13 protein-coding genes are annotated in these 13,614 nt (G+C 65.9%); 8 read left to right on the top strand and 5 right to left on the bottom strand.

The window, feature by feature from the left end:
• Nucleotides 1–19: 19 nt before the first annotated feature.
• The 5 genes from ASD87_RS15260 to ASD87_RS15240 all read right to left on the bottom strand — a co-directional run bounded on the left by ASD87_RS15260 (nt 20) and on the right by ASD87_RS15240 (nt 4,352).
• Complete coding sequence (locus tag ASD87_RS15260; protein ID WP_056323143.1) at nt 20–1,312, bottom strand: FAD-binding oxidoreductase; 1,293 nt, start codon at nt 1,310–1,312, stop codon at nt 20–22.
• A 9-nt stretch (nt 1,313–1,321) separates the two neighbouring features.
• Nucleotides 1,322–2,011: an amino acid ABC transporter permease gene (locus ASD87_RS15255; RefSeq protein ID WP_056323142.1), complete on the bottom strand. Its 690-nt coding sequence runs from the start codon at nt 2,009–2,011 to the stop codon at nt 1,322–1,324.
• A 2-nt stretch (nt 2,012–2,013) separates the two neighbouring features.
• Nucleotides 2,014–2,706, bottom strand: a complete 693-nt coding sequence (locus tag ASD87_RS15250; protein WP_056323141.1) for an amino acid ABC transporter permease — start codon at nt 2,704–2,706, stop codon at nt 2,014–2,016.
• Between the two features lie 18 nt (nt 2,707–2,724).
• Nucleotides 2,725–3,516 (bottom strand): ABC transporter substrate-binding protein, encoded by a 792-nt coding sequence (locus ASD87_RS15245; protein WP_056323140.1) that lies wholly within the window; start codon nt 3,514–3,516, stop codon nt 2,725–2,727.
• A gap of 86 nt (nt 3,517–3,602) precedes the next feature.
• The gene (locus ASD87_RS15240) at nt 3,603–4,352 is read right to left on the bottom strand and encodes an amino acid ABC transporter ATP-binding protein (RefSeq protein WP_056323137.1); all 750 of its coding nucleotides are present in this window, start codon (nt 4,350–4,352) and stop codon (nt 3,603–3,605) included.
• 145 nt (nt 4,353–4,497) lie between these two features.
• On the opposite strand from ASD87_RS15240, the gene ASD87_RS15235 reads away from it, so the two are divergent.
• From ASD87_RS15235 to cynS, 8 genes are all read left to right on the top strand, one after another.
• The gene (locus ASD87_RS15235; RefSeq protein WP_056323135.1) at nt 4,498–6,000 is read left to right on the top strand and encodes an aldehyde dehydrogenase family protein; all 1,503 of its coding nucleotides are present in this window, start codon (nt 4,498–4,500) and stop codon (nt 5,998–6,000) included.
• 202 nt (nt 6,001–6,202) lie between these two features.
• On the top strand, nt 6,203–7,489 hold the full coding sequence (locus tag ASD87_RS15230; protein ID WP_056323133.1) for a phospholipase A: 1,287 nt from the start codon (nt 6,203–6,205) through the stop codon (nt 7,487–7,489).
• Nucleotides 7,490–8,220: 731 nt separating this feature from the next.
• A complete protein-coding gene (locus tag ASD87_RS15225) occupies nt 8,221–9,363 on the top strand; it encodes a PAS domain-containing sensor histidine kinase (RefSeq protein ID WP_056323130.1) in 1,143 nt (380 codons plus the stop codon).
• A gap of 13 nt (nt 9,364–9,376) precedes the next feature.
• A complete protein-coding gene (locus ASD87_RS15220; protein WP_056323127.1) occupies nt 9,377–10,015 on the top strand; it encodes a response regulator transcription factor in 639 nt (212 codons plus the stop codon).
• A 133-nt stretch (nt 10,016–10,148) separates the two neighbouring features.
• A complete protein-coding gene (locus ASD87_RS15215; RefSeq protein WP_056323124.1) occupies nt 10,149–11,510 on the top strand; it encodes a CmpA/NrtA family ABC transporter substrate-binding protein in 1,362 nt (453 codons plus the stop codon).
• Nucleotides 11,510–12,352, top strand: a complete 843-nt coding sequence (gene ntrB, locus ASD87_RS15210; RefSeq protein ID WP_056323123.1) for a nitrate ABC transporter permease — start codon at nt 11,510–11,512, stop codon at nt 12,350–12,352. Before ASD87_RS15215 ends, ntrB begins: the two co-directional genes overlap by 1 nt.
• 5 nt (nt 12,353–12,357) lie before the next feature.
• Nucleotides 12,358–13,152: an ABC transporter ATP-binding protein gene (locus tag ASD87_RS15205; RefSeq protein ID WP_056323122.1), complete on the top strand. Its 795-nt coding sequence runs from the start codon at nt 12,358–12,360 to the stop codon at nt 13,150–13,152.
• A 9-nt stretch (nt 13,153–13,161) separates the two neighbouring features.
• The gene (cynS, locus tag ASD87_RS15200; protein WP_056324548.1) at nt 13,162–13,605 is read left to right on the top strand and encodes a cyanase; all 444 of its coding nucleotides are present in this window, start codon (nt 13,162–13,164) and stop codon (nt 13,603–13,605) included.
• Nucleotides 13,606–13,614: the final 9 nt, after the last annotated feature.

Below are 13,614 nucleotides of genomic sequence, written 5' to 3'. Positions count from 1 at the left end.
ATAATCAGGCCCGCAATAATCAGCCCCGCGATTGACGTTCACGCCACCAATCGCGCGCCTGGTAAGACCAATAAGTCAGCTGAACCGCCGCCGTGCCCAGGCTCCCGCCATTCCAGGCCAACCCGAACGGTTCGAAGAGCTTGTAGCGCTGCGTGTCGCCGGTGATCCCCTCGGCCACGACGCGTCCGCCTATGGAGGTGGTGTTCATGCCGTGGCCGCCAAACGCCGTGCAGTACCAGACGCCCGGGCCCAGCAGCCCGATCTGCGGCATCAGGTGCCGCGCGTAGGCCATGCGTCCCGACCACGCCGCCTCAACGCGCACCCCCTGTAATTGCGGGTAGACGCCAAGCAATTCGCGGCGCAGGGACTCGGCCAGATCGGGCGGGTCGTCGACACGGGTGGTGATTCTACTGCCCCAGCCGATGCGGCCGCCATCGAGGACGCGGTAATAGTTGCCGGCGCGCCGGTCGTCGCCGATGGCGGCGTTGCTGCGGATGGCTTCGCGGACGCGGTCGCCCAGCGGTTCGGTCAGCATGATGTAGGTGGCGATGGGCAGCATGGCGCGCCGCAAGGCGGGCACGACGTCGCCGGTGTAGCCGCCGGTGGCCAGCACGACGTTGGCGGCGTCGATCTGCCCTTGTTCGGTCTTCAGGTGCTTGACCGCGCCGTCGAGCGTGGCGTGCACGACCGGCGAGTCTTCATGGATGCGAACGCCCAGCCGGACGCACTCGCGGGCCAGCGCGCGGGCGTAGTTCAGCGGATGGAAGTGAAAGGACGACGGGTCTTCTATCCCCTGGAAGTAGACGTCCGACACCAGCCGTTCGCGGACCTCGCTGCGCGAGAGCAGCCGCACGTCGCGCCCGAAGTCGCGCTGCTGGCTGTCACACCACTGGCGCAGCGCGTCGGTCGCCTCGTAGCGCACGACGCGCAGGCGACCGTCCACCTTGTGGGCGTCGGCGATTCGCAGATCGCGGATGTTGTTGCGGATGATCTCGACGCCTTCCATCGACAGCCGGTAAAGCTGGCGGTAGTGGTCTTCGTCGACGTGCTTGCGGATGGCATCGGCGCCGGCCGAAAAGGCCGGCGACACCGAGCCGCCGTTTCTGCCCGACGCCCCCCAGGCAATGCGCCGCGCCTCCAGCAGGGTGACGTTACGGCCGCGCCGGGCCAGTTCCAGCGCGGTGGACAGGCCCGCCAGGCCCGCCCCGATCACGCAGACGTCGGCGCTGGCCGCACCCGCCAGCGGCGGATAGTAGGTTTCGCTGTCGGCGAGCGTGCGCTTGTAGTAGGTGTCGATGTACTCGGAGACCATGGTGTCCGCTCAGTGCAGGCCCGCGCCTTGCAGGCCCCCGGTCAGGCGCTTTTCCAGCCAGTTGGCCAGGCGCAGGAGCGGGTAGCAGTAGATGAAGTAGATGGCGGCGATCATGCCGTAGATGAAAAGCGATTTCGCCGGGAACGTGATGATGAAGACTTCGCCCTGGCGGGTCAGTTCGGTGATGCCGACGACCGACAGGATGGCGGTGCTTTTGATCAGCATCACGTAGACGCCGCTCATGGGCTGCACGATCAGGCGCATGGCCTGCGGCAGGATGACCAGCCACAGGATCTGCAGCGGTCGCAGTCCCAGCGTCATCGCGCCTTCGGTCTGGCCGCGCGGCACGGCCTGGATGGCGCCCATGACAATTTCCGCCACGTAGCAGGACGTGTAGACCGACAGCGCCACGAAGGCCGCCGTGCCGGAATCCCAGTGCAGCATTTCAATGCCGGAGCTGGGCAGCACGAAGTAGAAGATGTAGAGCTGCACCAGGAATGGCGTGCCGCGCAGGATGTGGATGTATAGACCCAGGATCTGGTGCACGCCGCGAATGCGGTAGCTGCGGATCACGCCGATGACAAAGCCCAGCAGCGACCCCGCGATGATGGCTACGAAGGAGATCTTCAGCGTTTCCCAGAAGCCCTTGAGCAGAAAGGGCAAGACGACGCCGGCGGTGGAGAGATAGGATTCCAGCATGGTTACCTCGCGTTCCAGGCCGGGCCGGCCAGCCACAGGCTTACGCCCTTGGACAGCAGCAGCATGACGCAGTAGATCAGCAGATAGCCTGCGGCGATGGTCAGGAAGGCTTCGTTGGGCACGATGCGTTCGCTGTTCATCTGCACGCCGGCGGCCACCAGTTCAAACACCGTGATCAGCGACAGCAGCGAGGTGTCCTTGATCAGCACGGCGGTCTGGCCCAACAGCGGCGGCAGCGTATTGGCGAAGGCTTGCGGCAGCACCACGTAGCGCAGGCGCTGGTGGTAGTTCATGCCGCAGGCCTTGGCGCCTTCGATCTGGCCACGCGGCACGGACTCGATGCCGACGCGGATGATTTCGCTCATGTAGGCCGCATGGTGCACGGTCATGGCGATGATGCCCAGCACCATCTCGCTCCAACCCTTGGCGCCGGGCACCAGGTACGGCACCGCGTAATAGACCAGGTAGATCTGCACGAGCAGCGGCGTGGAGCGCACGAATTGCACATAGGCCGCCACCGGGCGCCACACCGCGCCGCGGGACGACATATGGGCAAGCGCCAGCGGCACCCCGGCCAGCACCGACAGCACGAGGCTTGCGCCCGCGGCAATCAGCGTATTGGCCAGGCCTTCGGCGAATTGGCCCGTGTACTGGCTGACGATGCGCCAGTTATAGAAATCGATCAGCCAGTCCATGGGCGGTCCCGTCTCCGATCAGTGGTCTTTCTTCCAATCGGTCGAGTACCAGTACTGCACCAGCTCCGGCAGCGAGTTGTCGGCGGTCTTCAGCGTCTGCCAGTTGTCCAGCCAGAACTTCAGGCGGAATGCGTTGGGGCCGACGGCGAACGCCAGCGGCTCGCGCACCATGACGCCTTCCAGCACGCGCAGGTTGCCGAAGTCCACGAGGAACTGGTTGGCGGTGGACAGCGACATGATCCCCGCGTCCAGCCGGCCGCTGGACAGCGCCTGGCCGACCGGGGCGCTGCCGCCCGAGAACTCCTTCAGCGTGGCCGACGGCAGCATCTTCTTGCCGACTTCGGCATAGGTACTGGCGCCCAGCGCGCCGACGGTGACGCCGGACTTGTTCAGTTCGGTGAAGTTCTTGTACGGGGAATCCTTGGGCACCACGGCGACGGTGTCGGCGTAGAACATGGGCAGCGAGAACAGCACCTGCGCGGCGCGCTGCGGCGTGGGCGTCATGTCCGCGGCCACCATGTCGGCCTTGCCCGACAGCAGCGCAGGCAACAGGCCCTTCCATTCATAATCCTGCAGCACCAGCTTCACGCCCAGGTCGTCCGCCATGCGCTTGGCCACTTCCACTGCCAGCCCCGTGCGCTTGCCCGACTTGTCCATGAAGCTCATCAGCGGCCCGGAAGTCTGCACCGCCACGCGCAATTCACCGCGCTTGATGATGTCGGAAAGTTCGTCCGCCTGTGCCGGCAGGGCCACGGTGGCGGCCGCCAGGGCGACGCTGGCCACGCCCAGCCATTGTTTGATCTTCAGCATTTCTAACCCCTTTGGTGATTGGACCCATATCGTTCCGGGCAAGGCACATCGCGCCGGCAGCGCCCGGATAAGCCGGACCGGCGGGACTACAGAATCTTTTCCAGGAAAGCGCGGGTGCGCGCCTCTTTGGGGTGGCCGAACACTTCGTCGGGCGTGCCCATTTCCACGATGCGGCCGGCATCCATGAAGAGCGCGCGGTCGCCCACGTCGCGGGCAAACCCCATTTCGTGCGTCACAACCGCCATCGTCATGCCGTCGCGCGCCAGTGCGCGCATCAATTCAAGAATGCCGCCCACCGTCTCGGGATCGAGCGCCGACGTGGCTTCGTCGAACAGCATCAGTTGCGGGTCCATCGCCAGCGCGCGTGCAATGGCCACACGCTGCTGCTGACCGCCAGACAACTGGCTGGGATAGCGATCGCCAAATTCCGCCATGCCGACGCGGCCCAGCAGCTCGCGGGCGTAGCGCTCGGCGTCGGCGCGGCTGCGCCCGCGCACGACGCGCTGGGGTAGCGCCACGTTGTCGAGCGCAGTACGGTGTTGGAACAGGTTGAAGTGCTGGAACACCATGCCCACGTCGGTGCGCCAGCGGTTGACGTCTGTGGCCGGGTCCGTGAGCGACACGCCGTTCACGCGGATGCTGCCGCTGTCGATGCTTTCCAGACCATTCAAGGTGCGCAGCAACGTGCTCTTGCCCGAGCCGGATGGACCCACCACCACCATCACCTCGCCGCGTTCGAGCTGGCAATCGATGCCGTCCAACGCCAGATGCGGGGGATGCCCGTCGCGCTGATAGGTCTTTCTGACTGCCTGAACTACGAGCAAGGGTTCGGCCACGAATTCACCTTCAGGTGCAGTGCACCTCAAAAATATTTCGCATTTCACGTCATAGTTTCGTATAGTAAATTTTTTTCCAGAATCGCCACTTAGGCATAACCCTTAAGCGAAGACGCTGACTTCGCTAGGCATTGAAGGAACCGGCATGGACACTCCTCAAGACATCCTGCGCAATCTTGGACTCAACTCCAGCGCGCTCACCGGCGGCACCCTGATCGCCCGCAGCCCGATCGACGGCGCCGAGCTGGCGCAGGTGCATGAGCACACGGTGGCCCAGGCCCACGCCGCTATCACCCGCGCCCGCCAAGCCAGCCTGGCATGGCGCGACGTCCCCGCCCCCCGCCGAGGCGAGCTGATCCGCCTATTTGGCGAGACCCTGCGCCAGCACAAGCAGGAACTCGGCCGCCTGGTCAGCCTGGAAGCCGGCAAGATCGTTGCCGAGGGCGAAGGCGAAGTGCAGGAAATGATCGACATCTGCGACTTCGCCGTCGGCCTGTCGCGTCAGCTCTACGGCCTGACCATCGCCTCCGAACGCCCCGGCCACCGCATGATGGAAACCTGGCATCCGCTGGGCGTCGTCGGCGTCATCAGCGCCTTCAACTTCCCCGTCGCCGTCTGGTCCTGGAACGCCGCGCTGGCGATGGTTTGCGGCAACGCCGTCGTCTGGAAGCCGTCGGAAAAGACGCCGCTCACGGCCCTCGCCTGCCAGGCCCTCTTCGCGCAAGCCGTGCAACGCTTTGGCGACGCCCCCGCCGGCCTGTCCGAAGTCCTGATCGGCGGCCGCGAAGTCGGCGAAGCCTTGGTCGACTCGCACACGGTCGCACTGGTGTCCGCCACCGGCTCCACCCGCATGGGCCGCCAGGTCGGACCGCGCGTCGCGCAGCGCTTCGGCCGCGTCCTGCTGGAACTGGGCGGCAACAACGCCATCATCGTCGGCCCCACGGCCGACCTGGACATGGCCGCGCGCGGCATCGTCTTCGGCGCCATCGGCACCGCTGGCCAGCGCTGCACCACCACCCGCCGCCTCATCGTTCACGAAAGCATTGCCGACGAACTGGTCCAGCGCCTGCACAAGGCCTATGCCAGCGCCCCCATCGGCAACCCGCTCGACAGCGGCAACCTGGTCGGCCCCCTGATCGACCGCGCCTCCTTCGACGCCATGCAGGCTGCCCTGACCGCCGCACGCGAACAAGGCGGCAAGGTCGCCGGCGGCGAACGCGTGCTGGCCGACCAATACCCCGACGCCTGGTACGTGCGCCCCGCCATCGCCGAAATGCCTGGCCAGACCGACGTCGTCTGCCATGAAACCTTCGCGCCCATCCTCTACGTGATGCGCTACAAGGACTTCAACGACGCGCTCGCCATGCAGAACGGCGTGCCGCAAGGCCTGTCGTCCGCCATCTTCACCAACGACCTGCGCGAAGCCGAAACCTTCCTGTCGGCCGCCGGCTCCGACTGCGGCATCGCCAACGTCAACATCGGCACCTCTGGCGCCGAAATCGGCGGCGCCTTCGGCGGCGAAAAGGAAACCGGCGGCGGCCGCGAGTCCGGTTCCGACGCCTGGCGCAACTACATGCGCCGCGCCACCAACACCATCAACTACTCGCGCAACCTGCCGCTGGCCCAAGGCATCAAGTTCGGCGAATAACCGCCGATCATCGTGCCGCAAGGCCCGCCGGATCCGCCGCGCAGCGCCTTCGCGCAACACCTCTCTCCAAGCCCCGCGCATTGTCGACAATGCGCGGGGTTTTCGCATTGCTTACAGCCCATACAACCAATTAGCCTGACTTACAAACTGTTGCCGGGGACGATGCTACATTGCCTCATCACAAAAACCATACACGTCCTCAATGACCTCCAGCCGTCCCTTTCATCGCTCTCCCACTTCCCGCCTCATCGCCGCCATCCTGGCCCTGGGCGCGGCCGGCTCCGCCGCGGCAGGCGTGTCTTACCGGCTGGACCGCCCCTCCGCGGCGCCCGGCGAAACCGTCACCATCGAGGCCGTGTTCTTCAACGAAGGGGGCTCGCGCGTGGACTGGCAGGCCCCGCCTGAACTCGTCCTCCAGTGGCGCAGCCCCAACGGCCAGATCGTGCGCAGCCTGGCCAAACTGAAAAGCGGCCGCGACAACTACAGCGTGCCCGTCAACAACTTCGCCCGCATGTCCTGGACCGCCGAAGTGCCCGCCACCGCGCGCGGCCTGCAAGCCGTCTCCATCGAAGGCCAACCGTCCATGATGGCGCTGGACGCCACCGGCCGCGATAGTGGCACCCTGGCCACCACGCCCGCCCAAACCCCCGTCGTCGACGCCCGCAGCGGCCAGCCCGTCCCGCCCGCCGCCGTCGCCGCGGCAGGTGCCTCGCCCGAAGCCGGCCCCGCCCCCGCCGCCGCCGTCGAACAGACCGTCGAACAGGCCGCCTTCGACAAATTCCGCAGCGCCTTCTCGGCCTACAAACCCGTCTACTTCGCCGTCGGCACCCGCGGCCTGACCACTGCCCGCTTCCAGATCAGCGCCAAATACCGCCTCATCAGCCCCCGCGGCAGCGCAGACACCTGGCACGACGACTTCTACCTGGGCTACACCCAGACCTCGCTCTGGGACCTGGAAAGCGACTCCAAGCCCTTCATCGACACCACCTTCAACCCCAGCGTCTTCTGGCTATCCGACGACGTCTGGAAATCCGAAAACCAGAACTGGCGCATCGGCATGAACGTCGGCGTCGAACATGCCTCCAACGGCAAGGACGGCGAAGACTCGCGCTCCCTGAACGACGGCTACATCGAACCGCGCTTCCACTACCGCTTCGACGGCGGCAGCACCCTCACCTTCGCCCCCAAGGTCAAGGCCTACTTCGCCGTCGCCAACGAGAACAGCGACTACTCCGCCTACGCCGGCCACGTCGACTGGCAACTGCGCTGGGCCCAGGACAACGGCGCGGTCGTCACCGCCATGTACCGCCAGGGCGACCAACGCCGCCGCACCACCCAACTGGACTTCGCCTGGCCGCTGCAACGCACGTTCCTGAACTGGAACGGCTACCTGCACCTGCAGTACTTCAACGGCTACGGCGAAACGCTGCTGGGCTACAACCAGCGCAACGAAAGCCAGTTCCGCGTGGGCCTGTCGCTGATTCCGTAAGGGCTTAAAGCGGCACGGAATCGTTGAATGAAAATCGCCGGCTTGAAACGCCGGCGATTTACTTTGGGCGCGCGTTTGGGGTCTATCTCTGTTGGCGAGACGGTGTCAGACACCCGGGAGAGAGGGGCGTCAGCCCGTGACGGCAATTCAACGGGTGTCAGACACCTTGCTATAGAACGCCGCCGCAATTCAACGGGTGTCAGACACCTCGCTATCGAGCGCCGACGCAAGACACCCGAACGCCAGATAAGGCCGCCCGCGCGGCCGACATCTGGCAGCCCCGCAAGATCTTCCGAACCCGAACAGACCTGTAGAAAAAGGTCAAGCAAGCCACCCTCCCCAACGGCCGCCCGACCTTTTACGACGCAGCCCGGCGCGGCGGCGGCCTGGGTGCGCGGGGCGTGTAGATGCGCCCGAGGGAATCGGAAGGCAGTCGCCGAAGGCGACAACGACGATGACGACGGGGCAGTCCGGAGCGAAGGCTCCGGACCGCAATCGTAGCCCCGCGCACCCAGGCCGCCGCCGTGCCGGGCGTCTCAAGAACCCGCACCAAGCCCGCCCCAGACCCCGCAAGAACCACCAGAGAAAACCAACAAAGGGATTTCCCTCAATCCCCCCGAAACTCCAACCCCGTCCCGTAAACTCCGCCCCAAAGCGCACCCAAAAACACCGCGCACCAAGGGGATCCGGGCCGCTAGCCCCGGACAGATAAAGCACAAGCAAAGCCATTCATGTTCGCCGACCTGAAGCACCTCTCGCACCACGCCGCCTGGCGCCGCCAGCTTGAAATGCTGCTCGAATCCGCCGGCGAAGGCATCTACGGCATCGACCTGCGCGGCCGCTGCATCTTCATCAACAGCGCCGGCGCCGACATGCTCGGCTATACCCCCGATGAACTGGTAGGCCGCAACATGCACTACCTCATTCATCACTCCCACGCCAACCGCACCTTGATGCCCGTCCACGACTGCCGCATCTTCAAAGCCTTCCGAGACGGCCGTGGCGAACGCGCCGACGACGAAGTGCTCTGGCGCCGCGACGGTACCTGCTTTGACGCTCAGTACGCCTCATACCCCATCCGCAACGACCAGGAAGTCGTCGGCGCCGTCGTCACTTTCTCAGACATCACCGCCCGCAAACAGATCGAACGCGAACTCCAAAGCACCCAGGCCTTGCTAGAACGCCGCGTCGGCGAACGCACCGCCGAACTCAGCGCCGCCCACGAATCCCTGCGCCGCCTGTCCTCGCACCTGAGCACCCTGCGCGAAGAAGAACGCGCCCACATCGCCCGCAACATCCACGACGATCTTGGCGCCTCATTCACCGCCTTGCAGCTCGACCTGAACTGGCTGCGCCGCCAGCTCAGCGCCGCGCCCGACCTCCAGGCGCACCTTGACCGCATGCTCGAAGTCACCCAGACCGCCATGGGCGCCACCCGCCGCATCCTCAACGACCTGCGCCCCGTCGTCCTCGACCACCTTGGCCTCTGGGCCGCCCTTGAGGCCCTGCTGCAGGACCTGCAGACCCGCAGCGGCCTGCAATGCCGCTACCTTTGCCCGCCCGACACCGAAAGCCTGCGCCTGGACCGCAACGCCGAAATCGCCATCTACCGCATCGTCCAGGAACTGCTCACCAACGTGCAGCGGCATGCTCGCGCCCGCAGCGTCAGCGTCAGCGCCGTCTGTGGCGCCGACGGCCTTGTGCTCACCGTCGAAGACGACGGCGTCGGCATGCAACTGCCCGAAGACCGCCACACCTTCGGCATCCTTGGCATGCGCGAGCGTGCCCGCGCCATTGGCGGCGATCTTGCACTGGACAGCGCCCCCGGCGCCGGCATGCGCGCCCGCCTGCGCCTGAACCCGCTGGCTGCTTGAAGGAAACCGCGCCATGCCCCTGAACCTGCTCATCGTCGACGACCACCTCATCATCCGCCGCGGCCTCGCCCGCATCCTTGAAGAAGATCCGCGCGTCGCCCTTGTCCACGAAGCCGCCGACGGCCCCGCCGCCCTGCGCGCCCTGCGCCAGGCCAACTACGACGCCATCGTCCTGGACGTCGCCCTTGGCGAGCGCGACGGGCTCGATGTACTAAAAAGCGTGCGCGCCGATCATCCGGGATTGGGCGTCGTCATGCTCTCCGTCTACCCCGAATCCCAGTTCGCCGTCCGCGCCCTGCGGGCCGGCGCCCATGCGTATCTGAATAAGGGCTGCGAGCCCGAAGAATTGCTTGCCGCCCTGACCAACGCCGCCGCCGGCAAGATGTACGTCACGCCCACTGTCGCCGAACTGCTCGCCCACACCGTGCGCCAGGACAGCTCCCGCCCGCCCCACGAATTGCTGTCCAACCGCGAATTCCAGGTGTTGCAGCTGCTGGTGGCCGGCCGCTCCGTCTCGGCCATCGGCGAACAGCTTGCCCTGTCCGTCAACACCATCTCCACCTACCGCAGCCGCATCTTCGAAAAGCTCAACGTCCGCACGCTGGTGGAATTGGTCGCCTACGCCAACACGCACCAGTTGGGTGCGATCTGAGCGCCTGCCGCACTATCCCGGCGCAACCCGCGCACCACGTAGTAAGGCCCCTACACGCGTATCGTTGAACCGGCGATACCGGCCGCCGCCGGCCAGCCCCATGATGGCTCCATTCCCGACCGAAGGAGCCACCATGTCCCTTTTCAGCAACCCGTTTGACGCCAACAGCCGCCTGGCATGCGGCTGCGGACGCCACGCCTCGCAGGCCGAACACGAGCGCGCCACGCAAGCCGTCTTGCAGGGCGACGCCGCCGGCAGCGCCGTCGAACAGGCCGTCATGCGCGCCCTGTTCCCGCAGGATGCGCTGCGCCGCCGCTTCCTGCGCGCCGTCGGCAGCGGCACCGCCATGGCCGCCATCGCGTCGATCTTCCCGTTGGCCGCCGCCAAGGAAGCCTTCGCGCAGACCGCCGGCCCGCTGGAAAAACAGAAGCTCAAGGTCGGCTTCATCCCCATCACCTGCGCCACGCCCATCATCATGGCGCACCCCATGGGCTTTTACGGCAAACAGGGCCTGGACGTCGAAGTCGTCAAGACCGCCGGCTGGGCGCTCATCCGCGACAAGGCCATGTCCGGCGAGTATGACGCCGCCCACATGCTGTCGCCCATGCCGCTCGCCATCTCGATGGGCGTCGGCGCCAGCCGCGCCGTGCCGTGGACCATGCCCGCCGTCGAGAACATCAACGGCCAGGCCATCACGCTGTCCATGAAGCACAAGGACCGGCGCGACCCGAAGGACTGGAAGGGCTTCAAGTTCGCCGTCCCCTTCGACTACTCCATGCACAACTACCTGTTGCGCTACTACCTGGCCGAACACGGCCTGGATCCCGACACCGACGTGCAGATCCGCTCCGTGCCGCCGCCCGAAATGGTGGCCAACCTGCGCGCCGACAACATCGACGGCTTCCTGGCGCCCGATCCCGTCAACCAGCGCGCCGTGTACGACGGCGTGGGCTTCATCCACACCTTGTCCAAGGCCATCTGGGACGGCCACCCCTGCTGCGCGTTCTCCGCCAGCAAGGAGTTCGTCACCACCATGCCCAACACCTATCAGGCCCTGCTGAAAGCCATCATCGAGGCCACCGCCTACGCCCGCAATCCTGCCAACCGCAAGGAAATCGCCACCGCCATCGCCGCGCCCAACTACCTGAACCAGCCCGTCACCGTGGTCGAGCAGGTGCTGACCGGCACCTACGCCGACGGCCTGGGCAAGGTGCTGACCGATCCCAACCGCATCGACTTCGATCCCATGCCCTGGCAGTCGTTCGCCGTCTGGATCCTGACGCAGATGAAGCGCTGGGGCCAGGTCAAGGGCGACGTCGATTATCAGAAGGTCGCAAGCGACGTCTTCCTGGCGACCGACGCCGTGCGCCTGATGCGCGAAGCGGGCCTCACTCCGCCCGCCGAAACCGGCAAGACCTTCAGCGTCATGGGCAAGCCCTTCGACCCCAGCCAGCCCGAGGCCTACCTCGCCAGCTTCAAGATCCGGAGGACCTGATGGGGTCCGTGCAACACTGGCGGGCCACATTCCTGTCCATCGCCCTGTTCCTGGCGTTCCTGTTGCTCTGGCACGCCGCCACCCGCCCCGATGCGGGCGAGGCGACGGTGGACCCGGCCTATGCGGCGCTGGTCGGCAACGCCGCGGCCAGCGGTTCCAAGACGCCGTTCCCCGGCCCCGCCGAAGTCGGCGCGCAGCTGTGGCAGCACTTGAAGGATCCGTTCTACGACCGCGGACCGAACGACAAGGGCATCGGCATCCAGCTGGGCTACTCCGTGGCGCGGGTGCTGACGGGCTTCGGCCTGGCCGCGCTGGTGGCAATACCGCTTGGATTTTTGATCGGCATGTCGCGCACGGTGTACCGCGCGTTCGATCCCTTCATCCAGGTGCTCAAGCCGATCTCGCCACTGGCGTGGATGCCGTTGGCGCTCTACACCATCAAGGACGCCAACACTTCCGCCGTCTTCGTGATCTTCATCTGCTCGCTGTGGCCCATGCTGGTGAACACCGCGTTCGGCGTGGGCGCCGTGCGGCAGGACTGGCTGAACGTGGCGCGCACGCTGGAAGTGTCGCGGCTGCGGACCGCGCTGCAGGTCATCCTGCCCGCTGCCGCACCCACCATCATGACCGGCATGCGCATCTCGGTCGGCATCGCGTGGCTGGTGATTGTCGCCGCCGAAATGCTGATCGGCGGCACCGGCATCGGCTACTTCGTCTGGAACGAATGGAACAACCTGTCCATCTCCAACATCATCTGCGCCATCGTCTTCATTGGCCTGATCGGCATGCTGCTGGACAACCTGCTGGCGCGCGCCGCGCGGCTGGTGAGCTATCGGGAGTAACGCGCATGAGCCAATCTTTCCTGCAGGTCCAAGGGCTGGGCAAGCGCTACCCGGGGCGCGATGGCCGTCCGCAGCCGCCCGTCTTCGAGAACATCGATTTCCAGATCGACAAGGGCCAGTTCGTCTGCGTCATCGGCCACTCAGGCTGCGGCAAGACCACCATCCTGAACGTGCTGGCCGGCATCGACGATAGCAACGAAGGCATCGTCATCATGGACGGCCGTCAGATCGCGGGGCCGTCGCTGGAACGCGGCGTCGTCTTCCAGGCCCACGCGCTCTTGCCGTGGCTGACGGCGCTTCAAAATGTGGAATTCGGCGTGCGTTCGCGCTGGCCGGCCTACAGCCGCGAACAAGTGCGCGCGCACAGTCAGCGTTACCTCGACATGGTCGGGCTGGGCCACGCCGCCGGCAAGAAGCCCTGCGAACTGTCCGGCGGCATGAAGCAGCGCGTGGGCATCGCCCGCGCCTTTGCGATCCAGCCCAAGATGCTGCTGCTGGACGAGCCCTTTGGCGCGCTGGACGCGCTGACCCGCGGCGCCATCCAGGACGAGCTGCGCGCCATCGTCCAGGAAACCCGCCAGACCGTCTTCATGATCACGCACGACGTCGACGAGGCCATCCTGCTGTCGGACCGCATCCTGCTCATGAGCGCCGGTCCCTACGCCCGCATCGCCGAATCCGTCACCGTGGACCTGCCGCGCGACCGCACGCGCGCCAGCCTGCATCACGAACCCCGCTATTACGACATCCGAAACCATCTCGTCGACTTCCTGGTCGACAAGGCCATCCACAAGGAGTGAACCACCATGATGTCCCGCGCTGAAGTCACCGAACTCGTCGTCACCCGCAAGCTCGAAAAAAAGCTCTCGTGGGGCGCCATCGCCGAAGCCGTCGGCCAGAGCAAGGAATGGACCACCGCCGCGCTGCTGGGCCAGATGACCATGACCGAGGAACAGGCGCAGGCCGCCGCCCGCGTGCTGGACCTGCCGGCTGACGCCGTCGTGCAGTTGCAGGTCGTGCCCTACAAGGGTTCGCTGCCCAGCACCGTGCCCACCGATCCGCTGATTTACCGCTTCTATGAACTGATCAACGTCTACGGCACCACCTTCAAGGCGCTGATCAACGAAGAGTTTGGCGACGGCATCATGAGCGCCATTGACTTCAAGATGGATCTGTCGCGCGAGGCCGACCCCAAGGGCGACCGCGTGCAGATCGTGATGAGCGGCAAGTTCCTGCCGTACAAGACGTACTAAAGGCGCGCC

This window comes from Achromobacter sp. Root170, from assembly GCF_001428165.1.
Classification (GTDB): Bacteria; Pseudomonadota; Gammaproteobacteria; order Burkholderiales; family Burkholderiaceae_B; genus Achromobacter; species Achromobacter mucicolens.
The sequence above is the reverse complement of the archived record's forward strand: the minus strand, read 5'-3'. Positions and strand labels throughout refer to the sequence as shown.